The organism is Phytopseudomonas argentinensis (assembly GCF_900113905.1).
GTDB lineage: Bacteria > Pseudomonadota > Gammaproteobacteria > Pseudomonadales > Pseudomonadaceae > Aquipseudomonas > Aquipseudomonas argentinensis.
Genome location: NZ_FORC01000004.1, coordinates 40572 through 59877 on the forward strand (window position 1 = coordinate 40572; position 19306 = coordinate 59877).

The following is a 19306-nucleotide window of genomic DNA, read 5'->3' on the forward strand; positions in this document are numbered from 1 at the left end:
ATTACAAAATTTAGGAGCACACCATGAAGCGCGCTTCGTTGAATCATCTCTATCGCCTTGTCTGGAGCGATGCCGATCAGGCGTTCGTAGCCGTTGCAGAACATTCGACCTCCCGTGGCAAGCGCGGCGGCATGGTCGGCTTCCTGGCCGCCGTCGGCCTGCTGGGTAGCGGTGCGGTGCTGGCCGCCGACTTGCCTACGGGCGGGACGATCGTTGGCGGTAGCGGCGCCATTTCGCAGAATGGTAGCCACATGGTCGTCGACCAGCAAACCGGCAAGCTGGTCACCAACTGGAACAGCTTCGATATTGGCGCCGATGCCAGCGTGACCTTCAACCAGCCGGGCGCCAACAGCATTGCCCTGAACCGGGTGATCGGCGGTGGTAATGCCAGCCAGATTCTCGGCAAGCTCGATGCCAACGGCCAGGTGTGGCTGCTCAACCCCAACGGGGTGGTGATCGGCAAAGGCGCCGAGGTCAACGTGGGCGGCCTGGTGGCCTCCTCACTGCTGATCAGCGACCAGGATTTTCTTGCCGGCAAAACCACGCTCAATGGCGGTGCTGGCGCAGGTGCCGTGCTCAACCAGGGTACCGTGAATGCTGCGCAGGGCGGCGTGGTCGCGCTGATCGGGCCACAGGTGGGCAACAGCGGCACCATCAGCACACCGGGCGGCAGCACGGTGCTTGCTGCCGGCGACAGGGTCAGCCTGGATTTCCAGGGCGATGGCCTGGTCGGCGTCAACGTCGAACGCGGCGTGTTCGACGCGGCCGTGCGCAACGAGGGGCATATCAGTGCCGATGGCGGCATGGTCGCCCTGAGCGCTCGCTCGGCCGATGCACTGCTCAATAGCGTCATCAACAATACCGGTGTCATCGAGGCCAAGGGGCTGGTGGAGCGGGGTGGTCGTATCCTGCTGGATGGTGATGCCGAGGGCGGACTGACCCAGGTTGCCGGCACGCTCGATGTGTCGTCTGAAAAAGGCGAGGGTGGCAGCATCGTGGTCACCGGCGAGCGCATTGCCGTGGCTGACGCCAAGCTCGAGGCCAGTGGCACAAGCGGTGGCGGCGCCATCAAGGTCGGTGGTGGCTGGCAGGGCCAGGACGCCACGGTGGCCAATGCCACTCAGGTGACCGTCGAGCGCAACGTCAAGGTCAAGGCCGATGCGACCCAGGCTGGTGATGGCGGCACGGTGGTGTTCTGGGCCGACGGCGATAACCGTTTTGCCGGTGATATTTCGGTGCGCGGTGGCGAGCAAGGCGGTAACGGTGGCAAAGCCGAAGTATCCGGCAAGCAAACCCTGCAATACGCCGGCAAGACCGATGCCCGTGCGGCCAAGGGGCGTACCGGTGACCTGCTGCTCGATCCGACCAATATCACCGTTTCCGGCGGCAGCGGCACCAGTGGCGACTGGTCTGCTGGCAGCGGTAACGTGACGGTGTATGAAAAGACCCTGGAGGAGCAGACGGCCAACGTGCTGTTGCAGGCTACCGACAGCATTCGCTTTGCCGATCTGAACCTCAATGGCGGTGATGGCACGATCTCGATGCAGAACGATGTCAGCTTCCGCGCCGAGGTGCTCAACAGCGGCAATACCGCCACCTCCATCAGCTTTGCCAATAGCAATAACACGCTGGAGGTTTCCGGCAGCGGCAGCATCTACATGCAGGCCGGTGGTACTCGAACCGGTTCGATCAACGGGGTGTTCAATCTGGTAGCCAAGGGCGCGGGCGCGAATCCTGCCCTGGCCGATTTGCCGGATCACGATGTCAACACCATCGGTAGCGGCACACCCGGAGCCGGCAGCATCACTCTGCTGGGCGCCGATGGCCTGACCATCGCCGGCGCCTTGACCACCGCGGGTGGCTACGTTCGCTTGTCGAGCGACTCCGATCTGGGTGGCCGCGGCGCACTGACTATCGATACACCGATCAACACCAACGGCGGCAACCTGTACCTCTCCTTTGGTACCACCTCCTATGCCGAGAGCATCGCTACCCTCAACGGTGATATCACCCTGGGCAGTGGCCGCCTGTTCTTTGGTGATGCCATGGGCAGCAAGGGCTTGGGCGGTTCGACGGGGGAGAAGCGCCTGGCGGGCCTGTTGAGCCTGAGCGGTGACGTCAACTTCAACACCCCGCTGACCATGCTTGGTGGTGCGTCCATCTATACCGACGGCGCGATCAACTTCACCAGCACCGTCAACCTGGACACCGGCACCGACCTGCTGACGCTGCGCGCCAACAACGTCGACTTCACCCAGGCCACGTTGCAGAACCTGTCCACCGCCAGCATTCGTCTGGAGCCGTACGACGCCACTACCAACATCCTGCTCAACAGCAGCAGCGGCAATGCTGGCGGCGGTATCTTTCTGGACGGCAATGCGCCGGCCACCGATATCAGCAAGCTGGTGGGCATCAAGAATCTCACCATCGGTCGCGCCGATGGCACCGGCACCACGACGGTCGACGCCTCCGGTTTCAGCTTCAATGCCAACAACAACCTGTCGCTGCTCAACGGCAACATCCAGGTCGATGGTGCGCTGAGCAACAGCAATGGCAGTGGCCATGTGCTGGCCCAGGCGGGCGTGGGCGACGTGGTGATCGGCAGTGGCGGTACCGTGACCGCGCGAGGCAGTGGTGATGCCGTGGTGCTGGTAGCGCAGCGCAACTTCGTCAACCAGGCCGGTGCCAACGCGCTTGCGGCTACCAATGGGCGTTGGCTGACCTACTCTTCCAGCCCATCGGATGATGTGCGTGGCGGTCTGGATGTGGCCTTCAAACAGTACGCTGCCCATTACGGTGATACCGTTCTAGGCTCTGGCAACGGCCATCTCTACACCTACGCGCCCAAGGTGAAAGTCGAGTTGCAAGGCGAGGTGCGCAAGACCTACGACGGCAATGCCGCCGCCAGCGTCAGCGACGCCAACTTCGCCATGAGTGGTGCTATCGATGGCGATACCATCGACGTGCTTTCCTTCGGCAATGCCTATTACGCCGACAAGAATGCCGGCGCGGGCAAGCAGGTCACCGTCGACAATGTCGAGGTGTCCGAAGCCACCAACGGCAGCGTCAAGGTCTATGGTTATCAGGTCGACGCCTCCAGCGTGAGCGGCGACGTCGGGCAGATCGACCGCAAGGTGCTGACCGCCAACGCCGATGTGGCCAACAAGACCTACGACGGCAGCACCACCGCGAACCTCAGCAACGTCGCACTGGTGGGGGTGGTCGCGGGTGACGAAGGCAAGGTGGATACCTCCGGCACCACTGGCGCGTTCAGCGACAAGAACGCCGGGCAGAGCAAATCCGTCAGCGGCTCGGGTATTGCCCTGACTGGCGAAGAAGCCGACAACTACAGCTTCAATACCAGCGCCGAGATCGGCAAGGCGGACATCGATCGCAAGGTGCTGACTGCCAGCGCCGATGTGGCGGACAAGACCTATGACGGCACCACCACCGCGAACCTGAGCAACGTGTCGCTGGTGGGCATCGTCGGCGGTGATGAAGGCAAGGTGAACACCTCCGGCACCACTGGCGCATTCAGCGACAAGAACGCCGGCCAGGACAAGTCCGTCACTGGCTCGGGTATTGCCCTGACCGGGGAAGAGGCCGACAACTACGCCTTCGATACCGATGCCGAGATCGGCAAGGCCGATATCGACCGCAAGCTGCTGACCGCTAATGCCGATGTAGCGGACAAGACCTACGACGGCACCACCACCGCGAACCTGAGCAACGTGTCGCTGGTAGGTATCGTCGGCGGTGATGAAGGCAAGGTGAGTACCTCCGGCAGCACTGGTGCGTTCAGCGACAAGAATGCCGGGCAGGACAAGTCCGTCACTGGCTCAGGTCTAGCCCTGACTGGCGATGAAGCCGACAACTATGCCTTCGACACCAGCGCAGAGATCGGCAAGGCCGATATCGACCGCAAGGTGCTGACTGCCAGCGCCGATGTGGCGGACAAGACCTATGACGGCACCACCACCGCGAACCTGAGCAACGTCGCACTGGTAGGCATCGTCGACGGTGACCAAGGCAAGGTGAACACCTCCGGCAGCACTGGCGCATTCAGCGACAAGAACGCCGGCCAGGACAAATCCGTCAGCGGTTCGGGCATCGCCCTGACCGGCGAGGAAGCCGACAACTACGCCTTCGACACCAGCGCCGAGATCGGCAAGGCAAACATCGACCGCAAGGTGCTGACCGCCAACGCCGATGTGGCGGGCAAGACCTACGACGGCACCACCACCGCGAACCTGAGCAACGTCTCGCTGGTGGGCATCGTCGAGGGTGATGAAGGCAAGGTGGGCACTTCCGGCAACACGGGCGCGTTCAGCGACAAGAATGCCGGGCAGGACAAGTCCGTGACTGGCTCAGGCATCGCCCTGACCGGCGAGGAAGCCGATAACTACGCCTTCGACACCGACGCCGAGATCGGCAAGGCGGACATCGATCGCAAGCTGCTGACCGCCAATGCCGATGTGGCCGACAAGACCTACGACGGCACCACCACCGCAGACCTGAGCAACGTCTCGCTGGTGGGCATCGTCGATGGTGATGAAGGCAAGGTGGGCACTTCCGGCAACACGGGCGCGTTCAGCGACAAGAATGCCGGGCAGGACAAGTCCGTCACTGGTTCGGGTCTAGCCCTGACTGGCGAGGAGGCTGACAACTATGCGTTCGATGCTGATGCCCAGGTAGGGTCGGCGGATATCGATCGCAAGATCGTGACCGCCAAGGTCGAGGTTGCGGACAAACTCTATGACGGCAAGAACACCGCCATCATTCGCGACATTGCCCTCGACGGGATCATCGAGGGTGATGCAGTCGGGGCGGTGGGTGAGGCCAACTTTGAAACCCCGGCTACCGGGCAAGGGAAAATCGTCACGGTGATCGATCTGCAACTGCTCGGCGACGACGCAGCAAACTACCAGCTGGCTGACCAGCCGGTGGTCGGTGTTGCCAGCATTCAGCCGCCGATGCTGCCTCCAGCCGGCCTGATCAACACCCCGGAAGGCGCCAACGGCACTGGCACAGCAGTCAAGCGCCCGGATAATCAGCCTGTTGTATTCGAGCCAGCCTCGCATCAGCCGTTGCCGTCGACTGCGCTGTTCAGTGATACACCAAGCCTGGCAACCAGCCCGGTGAATGCTGCTGGTGCTGATGCTCTGGTCCTGCAGGATGCAGTACTTTCGGGCAATGGCCGAATGAGCCTGGCCTTGGCCAACGGCCCTTCGGAACCTGCCGTGCGTAAAAGCCTGCACATCTACCGTACCCGTGCTGGCGAGCCACTGCGCGGTGAAGGGCAGTATGCCGCGACCGATCTGGGTTCCAGCATCACCCTGGAGCTGGCCGATGCAGGCAGCCGCCAGGCCCCGGTATTGCAAGCGGCAGGCGCGAAGTCGACGCAGGGTTCGGTGGCGCTGGCCAGCGGACAGCGCTTGAGCCTTCAGGTGACGGTGATGGCTGACGGTGTGTTGCTGGTTCAGGTACCGCAAGAGGCGGGTAGCCTCGACAGTGACGAACTGGCTGCTTACGGGCTTGCTGTCGCGAAGAAAAGCCTGGGCACCAGCGTCAACAGCATCGAACACGTTGTGGTGGAGCATGCTCTGAGGCAGGCGGCAGTGAGCGCCAAGGCAGGTGTGGAGGTAGCTGCCCGCTAAGCCAAATCCCCGGTAGCTGCTACCGGGGAGTGCTCGAGGCACGAATCAGCTAGTCGGTGGAAATCGCCGACTACCGCCACAGCGCGCGCACAGTGTGTATTGCGAATCCGCCACGGGGCGGGTAGGCAGTATGCAAGCAGAGCAGTACTTGCACCCAAAGCCCCGCCAGCAATGGACGGGGCTTTTTTATTTCAATCAAGCCGTTAGCGGCAAAGCTCGCGGAGGATGTTTGCGAGCTTTCTTATGGCAGTCTCCAGCTCATGTGGGGTGTGGGCGGCGAAGCCCATCAGAAAGCCTGCCCTGCGCGGGTTCGATGCATGCAACGTGCTCAGCCCCAGCAGGTCGATGCCGGCCCTGCGGGCTGACTCGATGGCCTCGCGCTCGGGTATGTCGCGAATGAACACGCAGGGCATCTGCATGCCACCTGCCGGAACCGTTGCTTCGACGAAATCGGACAGATGTTTGCGCACCAGCCGGGCGAGTACGTCACGCCGCTCGGCGTAGACCGCGCGCATGGTGCGAACATGGGCGCCAAAGTGGCCGGCCTCGATGAACCGCGCGAGTGTGAGCTGGGGGATCGGTGCACTGTGGCCATCGAGGAGGGTGCGCGCTGCGGCCATCGGTGCCACCAGGGGCGTTGGAAGCACCATGTAGCCGATGCGCAAGCCGGGGAACAGTGACTTGGTGAAGGTGCCGATATAGATCGTGCGATCGTTTGGGTCGAGCCCTTGTACGCAGGCGAAAGGTTTGCTCGCGTAGTGAAACTCACTGTCGTAGTCGTCTTCAATGATCCAGCCCTGGTGCGCTCTGGCCCATTCGATGATGGCCAGGCGTCGATCCAGCGAGAGGGTCGCTCCAGTGGGGAATTGATGCGAGGGCGTCAGGAACACAGCCCTGGCAGATTCACCAGCTGTCTTGCTTGATGCAAGCAGGTGCTCCACCTGCAGTCCGTCCCCGTCCAGGGGCACGGGCACGCATGTCAGCCCGGCGGCGTCGAATGCCTTGCGCGCGCCGTGGTACACGGGATCCTCGACGAATATTCGCTCGCCCGCGTCGAGCAGGACCGTGGCGCACAAGGTCAGGGCTTGCTGAGAACTGGTCAGCACCAGCACACGCTCAGGTGTGGCCCGAGCCCCCCGTTCCAGGCTGACGTAATCGGCGATGGCGCGTCGCAATGGCTCCATACCCTCCGGCGGGCTGTGCAGCAGCGCCTGGGTACCATGTTCCTTCAGTACCTGCCGCTGCAACCGCTCCCAGATCTGCAATGGAAAGCTGCGAGTCTCGGGTACGCCAGGTGCGAAGGGGCGCGGCTTCAGGAAGTCACGTACGCCGCCACTTTGAAACAGGGCGCTGCCACGCTGGCTCAAGCGCGGCGCGGTATCCGAAGGCACATTGCTTTGCCGCGGTTTGCCGCGTCCCGGCAGGCGCCTTGCTCGCTCCGACACGAAGCTGCCGCTGCCCACACGTCGTTCGATGAAGCCTTCGGCGTGCAGTTGGCTGTAAGCCGACTCGACCGTATCGCGGGAGATCCCCAGAGACTTCGCCAAGGCGCGTGACGCGGGTAGCGGCCTGCCCGCATCGAGCACGCTGTCAAGAATCAATTGGCGAATGGCCCGCTGCACGCGTGCATGAAGGGGCAGCGCGCCTTGAGCAGGGTCGCCGATCCAGGCCTTCACGGATTCGAGCTGGGCATGCTTGAACAATTGGTCTGTATCCAGTGCAAAAAGTGGCTGGGTAAATCCGGCCATTTTAAATCTATAAAAGCGTTTCACAAGCCAGTTAGCCGCGTTGTCAGGAGTACCGCCGAGCATGCCTGCCGTCCCTTCACCTTCATCCATTCGCTGGAACGACCTCATCCATCCCATCGTGGCGGGCCTGATCTCGGTCATCGTCAACTACGGCGGAACATTCATCTTGGTTTTCCAGGCTGCCAAGGTGGCCGGCCTCAGCCCGGAACTGACGGCCTCCTGGGTATGGTCTGTATCGATTGGCGTGGGGGTGACCGGATTGTTCCTGAGCTGGCGCACCCGCGAGCCCATCATTACCGCCTGGTCCACGCCTGCAGCGGCATTTCTGGTCACCGCTCTGGCGACCACACCCTATGCAGAAGCGGTGGGTGCCTACCTGATTTCAGCGTTGGCGTTTGTTGTGCTGGGGCTATCGGGCTGGTTCGAGCGGGTGATCCGCTTGATTCCCCCGGGCGTGGCGGCCGGTCTGCTCGCAGGCATCCTGCTGCAATTCGGTATCCAGGCGTTCGCTGGTGTGAGCCTCGATCCCGTGCTGGCGGGTTTGTTGATCGTGGCCTACGTGGTGTTCAAGCGTTTCAGCGCACGCTATGCCGTCATCGGCATCCTGGTGCTGGGGCTGAGCGTTCTGCTCATGCAGGATCGTGTAGAGCTGTCGGGGTTGACCCTGAGCTTCGCCGCTCCGGTTTTCACCACGCCGGCGTTTTCGCTCAATGCCTTGCTCAGCGTCGCCTTGCCGCTGTTCCTGATCACCCTGACGGGCCAGTACATGCCCGGCATGCTGGTACTGCGCAACGACGGCTTCAGGACCAGCGCCAACCCGATCCTGACGGTGACCGGGCTGGGCTCACTGCTGATGGCGCCGTTCGGCTCGCATGCGTTCAACATCGCGGCGATCACTGCCGCCATCGCCACGGGCCGAGAAGCCCATGAGCAGCCGTCCAGGCGTTGGATCGCGGGCATCGCCGCAGGCCTGTGCTACATCCTCGTCGGCGTGTTCGGCGTGACCCTGGCAGCCGTGTTCATGGCCTTCCCGGCCACCTTCATCACCACGCTCGCCGGGCTGGCCCTGTTGGGCACCATCGGCGGCAGCCTGGCCACGGCCCTGGCCGATGCGAAGACGCGCGAGGCGTCGCTGATCACGTTCCTGGCCGCAGCCGCCAACATCAATTTGTTGGGCATTGGCGGTGCGTTCTGGGGGCTGGTGCTTGGGCTGATCGCCTATGCGGTGCTCAATGGCCGTCTGCCTCAGAGGCCATCCGCATCGGCCGTCGTCGCCACACCCCTCAACAAGAGCGCGAGCTGATGGCCACTGAATTCGACACGCAGACCGGCCATGACCGGCATGGTCTCTACCCTGAAGCGACCACGGTCGAGGATTTCCGGCGCAACCTGGCCGCGGTGCAGGCGCGTATCGCCGCAGCTTGTCTGCGCTCGGGACGCGACCCCGCCACGGTACGCCTGCTGCCGGTCAGCAAGACCAAGCCCGAGGCGAGCCTGCGTCTGGCGTACGCGGCGGGTTGCCGGTATCTGGGCGAAAACAAGGTGCAGGAAGCCCTCGGCAAATTCCAGGGCATGCAGGATCTGACCGATCTGCACTGGTCGGTCATCGGCCACCTGCAGACCAACAAGGCCAAGCTGGTGGCGCGTTTCGCCAGTGAGTTTCAGGCCTTGGACAGCCTGCGCCTGGCCGAGGCCTTGGAGCGGCGCCTGCAGGCTGAAGGGCGAGGGCTGGACGTCTTCGTGCAGGTCAACACCTCAGGTGAGGCCAGCAAGTACGGCTTGCCTCCGGAAGAAGTGCCGGCGTTCATCGGCAAATTGTCCGCTTATCCGGCGCTACGCGTGCGGGGACTGATGACGCTGGCGCTCTTTTCGGCCGAGGCGGAGCGGGTAAGGCAGTGCTTCATCCTGCTGCGCAGACTGCGTGATCAGTTGCGGCAAAGCGCGCCTGCCAGCATCGGTCTGGACGAGTTGTCCATGGGCATGTCCGGTGACTTCGAGATCGCTATCGAGGAGGGCGCCACGGTGGTTCGCGTCGGTCAGGCGATCTTCGGCGCACGGGCTCTGCCAGACAGCCACTACTGGCCTTCAGAGTCCGGATCAGATGGTGGCAGCAGTGACCAATGAAAGGCCGCCTCTCCAGTTCACAGATGTTCCCGCCCAGTATCCATCACGTGTTTTAGTCCCAGCGGAGCCGCCTTACATGCCTCACGTCAAGTCCCACCTGATGCGGGCATATGCCCGCCAACCTGTCTCTTTCGCACGCGGTAGCGGTGCCTGTCTGTGGAGCGCAAGCGGCGTGGAATACCTGGATGCGATTTCTGGTGTTGCGGTCACCAGCCTGGGGCATGGCCATCCCGAAATCACCGCCGTCATTGCTGAACAGGCCGGATTGCTGCTGCACACGTCCAACCTGTTCCAGATTGATTGGCAGGAGCGACTGGGCGAGCGCTTGTGCGCATTGGCGGGTATGCAGCGGGCTTTCTTCTGTAACTCGGGCGCCGAGGCCAATGAAGCCGCGCTCAAGCTCGCCCGCCTGCATGGGCACCGAAAACAGGTGGCCCAGCCGCAGATTCTGGTGATGGAAAACGGCTTCCACGGCCGTACCCTGGCCACACTCTCGGCTACCGGCAATCCAGCCAAGCAACAGGGCTTCGAGCCGTTGATGCCAGGTTTTCTGCGGGTTCCCTATGACGACATCGGCGCGCTGCGTCGCATGGCAGATGAGTCGCCCAATATCGTTGCGGTGTTGATCGAGCCCGTGCAGGGAGAGGGCGGCATCCGCGTCGCCAGTGCCGACTATCTGCGTGAGCTGCGGGCTCTATGTGACACCCGTGGCTGGCTGTTGATGATCGACGAAATCCAGGCGGGCATGGGCCGTACCGGGGCTTGGTTCGGCCACCAGCACGCGGGCATCACGCCTGACGTCATTACCCTGGCGAAGGCACTGGGCAATGGCTTGCCGATCGGCGCCTGCCTGGCGCGCGGGGAGGCGGCCGAGCTGTTTTCACCCGGCCAGCACGGCTCCACCTTTGGCGGTAACCCCTTGGCCTGCCGGGTGGGCTGCACGGTGCTCGACATCATGGCGCGCGATGCCTTGCCAGCGCGTGCCGCTGTGCTGGGAGAGCGCCTGCTTACAGGCCTGCAAGGGGCGTTGAAGGGTCACCCGCAGGTCGTTGCCATCCGCGGGCAGGGCCTGATGGCGGGCATTGAACTGGCCAGAAGCTGCAAGGAGCTGGTCGGGCTGGCATTGGAGAGAGAGCACCTGCTCATCACGGTAACGCGCGACACCACCATCCGCTTACTGCCGCCGCTGATCTGCAGCGAGGTGCAGATCGACGACATCGTGGCACGCGTTACCCGCCTGCTGTCTCCGGGCGAGTCACCTGTGTGAGATGAGTCAAGGTTGTACGCAACAGAGCCACTTCCCAAATCAAACGAAACCGACGACAGGACGCACCGCCATGTACGACACATCCCACCCGCTTATGGACTTCGATCCCGAGCTGGCGCTAGCCCTGCAGAACGAAGCGCGTCGCCAGGAAGACCATGTCGAGCTCATTGCCTCGGAGAACTACGCCAGCCCACTGGTGATGGCCGTCCAGAACTCGGTGTTCACCAACAAGTATGCCGAGGGTTATCCCGACAAGCGCTACTACAGCGGCTGCGAGCATGTGGACGTAGCCGAGCGCCTGGCCATCGAGCGGGCCAAGGAATTGTTCGCTTGCGACTACGCCAACGTCCAGCCTCATGCCGGCGCCCAGGCCAACGCTGCGGTGTTCCTGGCCCTGACAGACCCAGGCGATACGGTGATGGGCATGAACCTGGCCCAGGGCGGCCATCTGACCCACGGTAACCCGGCCAATTTTTCCGGGCGCCACTACGAGATCGTGCCCTATGGCCTTGATCCGCAGACGGGGCTGATCGACTACGACGAGATGCAGCGCATCGCGCTGGAAACTCGCCCGAAAATGCTGATCGGCGGCTTCTCCGCCTACTCGCGGCACATGGACTGGGCGCGGATGCGCACCATCGCCGACCGGGTGGGTGCATTCTTCTGGGTCGATATGGCGCATGTGGCCGGCTTGGTGGCAACCGGTGAGTATCCCAACCCGCTGCCACATGCCCACGTGGTTACCAGCACCACGCACAAGACGCTTCGTGGCCCGCGTGGCGGCCTCATCCTGTCCAGAGGCCAGGACGAGGCGTTCTACAAAAAGCTCGATTCCGCGGTATTTCCCGGTATCCAGGGCGGCCCGCTGATGCATGTCATCGCCGCCAAGGCCATCGCTTTCAAGGAAGCCTTACAGCCAGAGTTCACCACCTACCAGAAGCAGGTCGTGACCAACGCGCGCGTCATGGCTGCCACGCTGCAAGCGCGTGGTTACACGATCGTTTCTGGTGGAACCGACAACCACCTGATGCTGATTGACCTGTCCACCAAACCCTACACCGGCAAGGAGGCAGATGCCGCGCTGAGCGACGCCTATATCACCACCAACAAGAACTCGGTACCCAACGACCCACGCTCGCCGTTCGTGACCTCAGGCGTGCGCATCGGCACCCCGGCGGTGACGACGCGAGGCTTTGGTGAGCAGGAGTGCGCGCAACTCGCGGGATGGATGTGCGATGTGCTGGATGCCATGGAGGCGGGCGGCAGCACCCTGACGACAGTGCGGGATCGGGTGCGAGGCCAGGTCGTGGACTTGTGCCAACGCCATCCCGTGTACCGATAGCGGAACAGATGGGCGCTGCGTCACTACTCGAAGAATGTTGAAGTTGGTTGCCAAGGACCAGGCTTACGCCTAATACAGGCGCAGCAAAAAGGGGGCTAAGCCCCCTTACTTTGAAAGTAAACCATCTTTAATGAGTCAGGCTGTTTTGGCCTTGCAGCCTAATCAAAACCTAAGCGAGTAGTCGAAGATGGCGCAGTTGGGATTCTCTTATGCCTCATTCACAACACGCCTAAGGATCAGAGTCAGCACTGTGGCAATACACAGCATGGTAGCCATGGCAATCAAGCCGGCGTCGAAGGAGTTGGTGGCATCTTTAAGCCAGCCTACCGCATAAGGCCCTACCAGCCCGCCTAAACTGCCTACAGCGTTGATAAATGCAATACCGCCTGCTGCAGCCTGCTTGCTCAAGAAAGTCGCAGGGATACTGTAAAAACAAGTGCGCACCGAGCTGAGGCCGATCAATGCGATAGTAAGGCCAGCCAGCGCCGGAATCAGGTCGCTGTAGATAACTGAAAAAATGAATCCAGCGGCACCTGTTGCGCAAGTGATGGCGAGGTGCAGGACATAACGCCGTTTGCGGGCTAGCACTTTCGCCCAGATCAGCATGGCAACACTAGCAACCAGGTAGGGCAATGCTGAAACCCAGCCTATCTGAGTTGTGGTTAGTGCATGGCTTTTCAGAATCTGAGGTGACCAGACTCCAATGCCCAAGATACCGATGATATAGCTGAACAAAATAGCAGCTAGCAGCCAGACTCGGATGTCTTTGATTGATTGCTTGAAACTATGAGCACGCTTCTCTTCATGCTCTGCATCGAGTGCTGCCTGCAATACTGTGCGTTCATCTTGCGTTAACCATTTCGCGTCAGCAGGTCTGTCGGCTAGGATCTTGAGACTCAGTACACCAAGCAAGCATGCAGGAAGTCCCTGGAGCACTAGCAACCACTGCCACCCGTGATAGCCCCAAATGCCATCCATCGCTAGCATGGCCGCAGAAAGAGGGCCGCCTAGCACTGACGATACCGGGATGGCAAATAGAAACCACGCCATAACCCTCGTCCGATATTGGATAGGAAACCACAGCGATAGGAAGAAAATGACTCCTGGGAAAAAGCCAGCTTCCGCAATGCCAGCTAATAAGCGTATTACCGCGTAACTGACCGGTCCTTGCGATAGCGCTGTGGAGGCAGAGAATAATCCCCATGTGATCATTATTCTGGCGAGCCACCGTCGCGCGCCGAAACGATAAAGTGCCAGGTTGCTGGGTACTTCGAATAAGCAATACCCTACATAGAAAATACCGGCTGCGAGGCCGAATTGAGATGCGGTCAGGCCAAGGTCGTCGTTCATCGTTAATGATGCAAAGCCGACATTGGTTCTGTCGAGATAGTTAAAGAAATATGCAATTGCCAACAGAGGAATTAACCTAATTGCGGCTTTTCGACAAGCGCTGGACTCCAGGGCCTCGCGTGTTAACAATTGTTCTGCTGATAGTGTTTTCATAGGACTCCGTTATTATTGTGTGTGGAGTCTGGAGCATATGGTCGCTATGCTTGCATGTGCCAAGATCATTTAATCATGGGTGCTCATAGCTTCAGGGCATAGGTTGGTTTTCGGTATGTTAACTGCAATGCTCGTCAAGCATCGGAGGTTATGAAATAACAGCATTGGTTAAATTTCGTGAAATGCATAAGTCTGGTTTCGCATTCCATTAAACTGGCGTGCTCGACAACAATAAAAGGTATATGTGATGCATTACACCAAGATTATGCAATCTCTGCTGCTCAGTGGGCTTGTTGCCTGCAGTTTCTCAAGCTTGGCTGATGACACCGTACGTACTCTGGTCGCTGAAAAAGGCCAGGTGCATATCGAGGCATTTGATCAAGGCAACGGGCATACCATTGTGATCCTTCCCTCCAAGGGGCGTGGGGCCGGTGACTATGACGAGGTAGCGCGCTATCTGGCTGCTGACGGTTACCGAGTGATTCGCCCGGAGCCGCGTGGTGTGAAAGGTAGCAGGGCACCCATGGACACACCGTCGCTCCACGACTTCGCCAGTGATGTTGCGCTGATCATGGACAAGGCCAAGACAGGTCCATCTGTCGTGGTTGGGCATGCATGGGGAAGTCAACCTGCTCGCATGCTGGCCGTCGATCGGCCAGACCTCGTCAACGGCATAGTGCTGGCGGCCGCGTCGATCGGTAAGTTGCCGGCGGGCTCGTCAGAAAAACCTTATGGCCGAATGGTCGAGGCGATAAAGGGGGCGGGTGACTATTCACTGCCAGAGTCCAAGCGTATCGAGTACCTCAAGGAGGCGTTCTTTGCGCCTGGTAATGATCCGCGTCCGTGGCTGACAGGCTGGTATGACGAGACCCATAAGGCCCAGGATCATGCACGCGATAGCACCCCTGTGGAGGCGTATTGGTCGGCTGGTGATGTTGTGCCCATCCTTGATCTTCAGGGCGAGCACGACGCGGTAGTCATCCCGAACATACTCAAGTCAATGCTCGGTAGTCGGGTTGAGCATAAGACCATTGCCAATGCCGGCCATGCGATGGCGCCAGAGCGGCCTCGTGAAATGGCAGATGCCATCTCAGCGTTCGCCAAGCGTGTCTATTCCTCCAATTAACCTGCAAGCTTAAGTGCCAATGCCTCGATCCTCAGGGTTCGAGGCATTGGCTATTTGGGCTACTGAGCGTATTGGGCGCGTGCAAATTTCGCGATTGCATCGGCCATCGCTTTTGGCTGTTCAGGAGCCATCGCATGGCCGGAGTTCTTCAGAACTTCCACTTGAACTCGGTCACCCAACATGCTCTTCAATACACCTGAGAAGCGCCTTGGTGCGACGGTATCGGCTTCACCTTGCAGATCAAGAATCGGTGCATTGCCAGCGCCAAAGTACTCATCCACCGGGGTAGTGTTACGTGCATGGCCTTGAGCATCGTGAGTAGCCTGGTGCCATCCATCCAGCCATACCCTGGGGTCATTGCCTGGGGCGAAGAAGGCTTTGCGCAGATAGATCAAGCGCTGCTCCTCAGGTAGCGACATATCGCCAGCACCGTCAATCGCTTGCCTCATCTCGGCATTGATGGGTTTTTCCGTCGAGCCCGGCGGTACCTTGCCAGCGGAGGCTGCAGCGATGACTACGCCACGAACGAGATCGGGGCGATCTGCGGCAAGCATGCGCGCGGCAAAATTTCCCCATGCATGACCGACAACCACGATCGGGTCTTTGCTCTCGTGCTCGACGACTGCTGCAACATCACGGGCAAAGTCATGTATGGAGAGGTTTTCCATAGGACCCTTGCTCAGACCTATGCCACGGGGCTCCGGCCTGATGACGCGGAATCCTTGCGCCTGCAGGTATCCTGCCACCTCATCGTAATCGCGGCCGGAACGGCCCAGCGATGGGAGCATGACAATCACCGGACCGGTACCTTGAGAGTTGACCTCAATCTGCACGTTGTCGTAGCGCACCAGCTCTGTTTTCAGCAGGGTAGAGGTCGGCGCCGCGAACGTAGTAGCTGAAGCGAAGCAGATGGCGACGCCGAACATGAGCGATGACAGGAACTTCATTGCTTGCCCTCCTGTGCCACTATCGGCTCGAGGCCACTCTCTTCGAGCAATTGATGCGCCTGTGGGCTGTTCAGAAATGCGATGAACTGTCGGGCCTCTTCAGCATTTTCCGAGTGGCGAGCGACCGTGGCGCAAAAACGACTTACTTTTTGTACCTCTTCGGGCAGGGGGCCCAGGTAGTCGACGCCTGGCGTTACTTTCAATTCGCTGATTTGCTGCATGCCGATATCTGCATCACCACGTGCCAGCGCCGTTCCAACCAGTTCCTTGCCTGGGATTTCCACGGTCTTGTCTTTGACCTGCTCGCTTATGCCTAAACGCTCGAAAAGCTCGGCTCGAATGTAGACGCCGCTGGCGCCCTGGGAGTAGGCGATCTTGTCTGCATTCAAGAGAGCAGATTTCAGCGCGGCCACGCTGGATACATCGCGGGTGGGCTTACCGTGAGGTACGCCGACGCCAATCCGCGAGTCGGCAATTTCACGTCGTGTGGCCATGTCAAAAGCGCCTGTCTTCGAAAGGCGTTCGAGGGTTTCGTCTGCCATGATTGCGAGGTCCATCGGCTCCTGATGCTTGATGCGCTCAGGTATGGACTCGGGAGAGGTGCCCATCGAGGGGCCCCAGCTGAAGATCAGGGTGTTTCCGCTAGCTTTTTCATAGGCGGGTTGCAGATGTTGCATCGCGCCTTTGAGTGCGCCGCTGGCTATTACCTTCAGTTCGGCTGCAGCACCCAGTTGTGAAAAACCGAGCAGTCCTACAAGGCTAGTGGTCATCAATAGCGGAGTGAATTTTGTTTTCTTCATGACGCTACCTTTTCTGGTTGGACGCCGGTCAAGCGCCGTGGGTGTTAACGAACAACGAATACAGCGAAGTGGTTGAAGCCATTAGCAAGCGGTTACGACGGGGACCTGCGAAGCACAGATTGGCGCAGCGCTCGGGCAGGTCGATTTGGCCAATAGGGGTGCCATCGGGGGCAAATACTCGGACTCCATCCAGCCCTGGCTCTGGTGCACCCCAGCCGCACCAGAGGTTGCCGTCTATGTCGAGGCGAAAGCCGTCCGGGAGCCCGGCGCCTGCATCGATCAGGACACGGCGGTGCTCCAGTTGGTTATTGGTGTTGACGTGGTAGGCCACGATTTGCCGAGGACGTGCTCTGGACTCAACCAGGTAAAGCGTTTTCTCGTCTGGCGAGAAGGCGAGGCCGTTGGGGCCCTGAAGGTCTTCGGCCACGCAGTGCAGGCTTCCATCGGTATCGAGCCGATAGAGATTGGCGGGCAGTTCTGCCGTGCCCTGGCTGCCCATGTAGTCGCTGATCAGGCCAAAAGGCGGGTCGGTGAACCAGATGCTGCTATCTGATTTCACCACGATGTCATTGGGCGAGTTCAGTGGCTTTTCTGCAAATCGATCAGCCAGCACGGTAATGGTGCCGTCGTACTCGGTACGAGTGATTCGGCGGCCGCCGTGCTCGCAAACGAGCAGCCGGCCCTGCCGATCGCGTGTCAGACCATTTGCCTGATTGGCCGGTTGGCGAAAAACACTCATGCAACCCGTGATTTCATCCCAGCGCATGATCCGATCGTTGGGTAAGTCAGTGAACAGCAGAAAGCGTCCATCTCCGAACCAAACCGGACCTTCTGCCCACCGTAGTCCGCCAGCGAGGCGCTCGACCTTGGCATGCGGTAAGCGGTAGTGTGAAAAGCGCGGATCGAGCTCGCGGACTCTGGGGTCAGGTACGCGCTGGCTTGTTTTCCAGGTGCTATCGTCCATCGTCGGTCTCCTGAGTGGACAGGTTCAGCGGTACAGGCGTGCCGGGTTATCTGCCAGCACTGCCTGCTGAAGAGTGGCGCTGCCGCAGACCTCTCGGATGAAATCGAGCAGCTGCACATCGTCTGGCACATCGCCCTTGATATTCGGGTGAGGCCAATCCGAGCCCCAGATGGCGCGCTCAGGCGCGGACTCAAGCAAATTGCGGACATGATCCAGGCCCTGCTGCCAAGGGCCTGATTGGCCATTCATGGCTCGGTCGATTCCAGACAGTTTGATCCAGCGATTGGCATGACCCAGCTCCGTGCATAAATCGCGCATCAGTGCCGGATCTACCGGCGTTGTAAGATCTGGTCGTGCCATATGGTCAATGACTATCGGCGTGCTCAGGTCACGCCAGCCCTGAAGGATTGGCAGCAGTACGGGTAATTCACCGTGTAGCAGAACGTGCCAACCCAGCGGAGCGACGCGCTCGGCCAGACGGCGCAATTTTTGCGGATCACGGGCACCTGGCAGGTGGCCCATCAGGTTGAAGCGGATGCCGCGTAGCCCGCCTTCATGCAGGGCCTGCAGGTCATCGTCACCCGTAGACTCATCAATTATCCCAACGCCGCGGTAGCGCCCCTCGCTGCTGGCGATGGCTTCGAGAATCGCAGCGTGGTCGGTGCCATATGGAGCCGCCTGTACCAATACGCCGTTGCTGATACCCAAGTGGTGATGCATGGACAACAGTTCGGAAAATGGTGCCGGCGCGGGCTGATAGGCTGCGTCAGCGGGGAGGGGGAAGCTGGCCCAGGGGCCGTAGATATGGGTGTGGCAATCCCACACACACGAAAGACCGGATGCAGTCGACATGTTGGCTCCGAGAGTTTACCTACCCACCGTCGAGGCTGATGTCGGCCGCGGTGGTGATGTTTCGCTTGATAAGCGGCCGGCCTGAGGTGCCTGGGCCATGCAGGTTTCAGGGGCGTGGTTCTGGGGTTGTGTTACACAACCCCAGGCGGAAAATCAGTCGCAGCGTGCGGTCATACCGCCATCGACAATTATTTCCGTACCCGTGACAAAGCGCGATTCGTCACTGGCCAGGTACAGCGCGGCATAGGCAGTGTCACGCCCGTCGCCCATGAAGCCCAAGGGGATACGTGCCAGGCGGGTTTCAAGGAGTTTGTCCACATCGCCACCTGTACGTTGGCCCGCCAGGCGCACCTCGACCATGGGGGTGTGTAGCTGGCCCGGGACGATGGTGTTTACACGGATGCCCTTGGGCGCGTATTCGACGGCGGTCACGCGAGACAGCTGAATCACACCGGCTTTGCTGGCGGCATAGGCAACCTGAGCCGAGCCCGTCCAGCGAATACCGGAGGTGGATGCGGTATTGATGATGGAGCCACTGCCCTGGGCTTCCATGAGGGGCAGGGCATGCTTGCAGGTGAGGTACACGCTTCTCAGGTTCAATGCGATCTGAGCATCAAACTTCTCTTCTGCCAGCGCGACCGCGCCGCCAGCTGCAGAGCCACCGACGTTGTTTACCAGAATATTGACAGTGCCGTAGGTCGACACACAGGCGTCGACCATCGCGGCGACTTCCTGGCTATTTGTGACGTCGCAGGCATAGGGCGTGACTTCGCCGCCAGCATCGCGGATACGCTGCAGGGTTTCCGCCATTGCATCCAGATCACGGTCGACAGCGAAGACCTTGGCCCCAGCCATGGCGAAAAGCACTGCAACCGCGCGGCCGTTACCCCAGCCGCTACCCACGCAACCGGCGCCGGTCACGATGGCTACCTTGCCTGCAAGACGATCGCTTTGTGTGAAAGTGTCAGTCATATCA

At 60.6% G+C, this 19306-nt stretch carries 13 protein-coding genes; 6 read left to right on the plus strand and 7 right to left on the minus strand.

Annotated features, from left to right (window positions below; genetic code table 11):
* The first annotated feature begins 23 nt into the window (after nt 1-23).
* Entirely contained in the window at nt 24-5657 is a 5634-nt protein-coding gene (locus BM154_RS17925) for a YDG domain-containing protein (protein ID WP_074887269.1), read from the plus strand.
* Nucleotides 5658-5860: 203 nt separating this feature from the next.
* On the opposite strand, the gene pdxR is transcribed toward BM154_RS17925, so the two are convergent.
* Nucleotides 5861-7360 carry a MocR-like pyridoxine biosynthesis transcription factor PdxR gene (gene pdxR / locus BM154_RS17930; protein ID WP_074887272.1) on the minus strand — a complete coding sequence of 500 codons (1500 nt, stop codon included), beginning with the start codon at nt 7358-7360 and terminating at the stop codon, nt 5861-5863.
* 106 nt (nt 7361-7466) lie between these two features.
* Here pdxR and BM154_RS17935 point away from each other — a divergent pair, with 106 nt between their 5' ends.
* The 4 genes from BM154_RS17935 to glyA all read left to right on the plus strand — a co-directional run bounded on the left by BM154_RS17935 (nt 7467) and on the right by glyA (nt 12138).
* The gene (locus BM154_RS17935) at nt 7467-8708 is read left to right on the plus strand and encodes a benzoate/H(+) symporter BenE family transporter (RefSeq protein WP_074887274.1); all 1242 of its coding nucleotides are present in this window, start codon (nt 7467-7469) and stop codon (nt 8706-8708) included.
* On the plus strand, nt 8708-9529 hold the full coding sequence (locus BM154_RS17940; RefSeq protein WP_074887277.1) for a YggS family pyridoxal phosphate-dependent enzyme: 822 nt from the start codon (nt 8708-8710) through the stop codon (nt 9527-9529). Before BM154_RS17935 ends, BM154_RS17940 begins: the two co-directional genes overlap by 1 nt.
* Before the next feature lie 76 nt (nt 9530-9605).
* Nucleotides 9606-10796 (plus strand): aspartate aminotransferase family protein, encoded by a 1191-nt coding sequence (locus BM154_RS17945; RefSeq protein WP_074887280.1) that lies wholly within the window; start codon nt 9606-9608, stop codon nt 10794-10796.
* Between the two features lie 70 nt (nt 10797-10866).
* Nucleotides 10867-12138, plus strand: coding sequence for a serine hydroxymethyltransferase (gene glyA / locus BM154_RS17950; protein WP_074887284.1), 1272 nt, complete (start codon nt 10867-10869; stop codon nt 12136-12138).
* Nucleotides 12139-12345: 207 nt separating this feature from the next.
* On the opposite strand, the gene BM154_RS17955 is transcribed toward glyA, so the two are convergent.
* On the minus strand, nt 12346-13641 hold the full coding sequence (locus tag BM154_RS17955; protein WP_074887289.1) for an MFS transporter: 1296 nt from the start codon (nt 13639-13641) through the stop codon (nt 12346-12348).
* Between the two features lie 247 nt (nt 13642-13888).
* Here BM154_RS17955 and BM154_RS17960 point away from each other — a divergent pair, with 247 nt between their 5' ends.
* Nucleotides 13889-14767: an alpha/beta fold hydrolase gene (locus BM154_RS17960; protein ID WP_074887292.1), complete on the plus strand. Its 879-nt coding sequence runs from the start codon at nt 13889-13891 to the stop codon at nt 14765-14767.
* A gap of 59 nt (nt 14768-14826) precedes the next feature.
* Here the strand turns inward: BM154_RS17960 and BM154_RS17965 are convergent, their stop codons facing one another.
* The 5 genes from BM154_RS17965 to BM154_RS17985 all read right to left on the minus strand — a co-directional run bounded on the left by BM154_RS17965 (nt 14827) and on the right by BM154_RS17985 (nt 19302).
* On the minus strand, nt 14827-15714 hold the full coding sequence (locus tag BM154_RS17965; protein WP_074887295.1) for an alpha/beta fold hydrolase: 888 nt from the start codon (nt 15712-15714) through the stop codon (nt 14827-14829).
* Nucleotides 15711-16514 carry a molybdate ABC transporter substrate-binding protein gene (locus tag BM154_RS17970; protein ID WP_074887298.1) on the minus strand — a complete coding sequence of 268 codons (804 nt, stop codon included), beginning with the start codon at nt 16512-16514 and terminating at the stop codon, nt 15711-15713. The genes BM154_RS17965 and BM154_RS17970 overlap by 4 nt, the downstream gene beginning before the upstream one ends.
* Before the next feature lie 28 nt (nt 16515-16542).
* Entirely contained in the window at nt 16543-17478 is a 936-nt protein-coding gene (locus tag BM154_RS17975) for an SMP-30/gluconolactonase/LRE family protein (protein ID WP_074887300.1), read from the minus strand.
* Nucleotides 17479-17502: 24 nt separating this feature from the next.
* Nucleotides 17503-18330 (minus strand): amidohydrolase family protein, encoded by an 828-nt coding sequence (locus BM154_RS17980; protein WP_074887303.1) that lies wholly within the window; start codon nt 18328-18330, stop codon nt 17503-17505.
* A gap of 153 nt (nt 18331-18483) precedes the next feature.
* Nucleotides 18484-19302: an SDR family NAD(P)-dependent oxidoreductase gene (locus BM154_RS17985; protein ID WP_074887306.1), complete on the minus strand. Its 819-nt coding sequence runs from the start codon at nt 19300-19302 to the stop codon at nt 18484-18486.
* Nucleotides 19303-19306 lie beyond the last annotated feature (4 nt).

Coding starts and splice junctions, on each gene's coding strand:
- BM154_RS17975 (WP_074887300.1), bottom strand. CDS start 17,478: ATGGACGATAGCACCTGGAAAACAAGCCAGCGCGTACCTGACCCCAGA.
- BM154_RS17940 (WP_074887277.1), top strand. CDS start 8,708: ATGGCCACTGAATTCGACACGCAGACCGGCCATGACCGGCATGGTCTC.
- BM154_RS17945 (WP_074887280.1), top strand. CDS start 9,606: ATGCCTCACGTCAAGTCCCACCTGATGCGGGCATATGCCCGCCAACCT.
- BM154_RS17970 (WP_074887298.1), bottom strand. CDS start 16,514: ATGAAGAAAACAAAATTCACTCCGCTATTGATGACCACTAGCCTTGTA.
- BM154_RS17955 (WP_074887289.1), bottom strand. CDS start 13,641: ATGAAAACACTATCAGCAGAACAATTGTTAACACGCGAGGCCCTGGAG.
- BM154_RS17965 (WP_074887295.1), bottom strand. CDS start 15,714: ATGAAGTTCCTGTCATCGCTCATGTTCGGCGTCGCCATCTGCTTCGCT.
- BM154_RS17985 (WP_074887306.1), bottom strand. CDS start 19,302: ATGACTGACACTTTCACACAAAGCGATCGTCTTGCAGGCAAGGTAGCC.
- BM154_RS17925 (WP_074887269.1), top strand. CDS start 24: ATGAAGCGCGCTTCGTTGAATCATCTCTATCGCCTTGTCTGGAGCGAT.
- BM154_RS17980 (WP_074887303.1), bottom strand. CDS start 18,330: ATGTCGACTGCATCCGGTCTTTCGTGTGTGTGGGATTGCCACACCCAT.
- glyA (WP_074887284.1), top strand. CDS start 10,867: ATGTACGACACATCCCACCCGCTTATGGACTTCGATCCCGAGCTGGCG.
- BM154_RS17935 (WP_074887274.1), top strand. CDS start 7,467: ATGCCTGCCGTCCCTTCACCTTCATCCATTCGCTGGAACGACCTCATC.
- BM154_RS17960 (WP_074887292.1), top strand. CDS start 13,889: ATGCATTACACCAAGATTATGCAATCTCTGCTGCTCAGTGGGCTTGTT.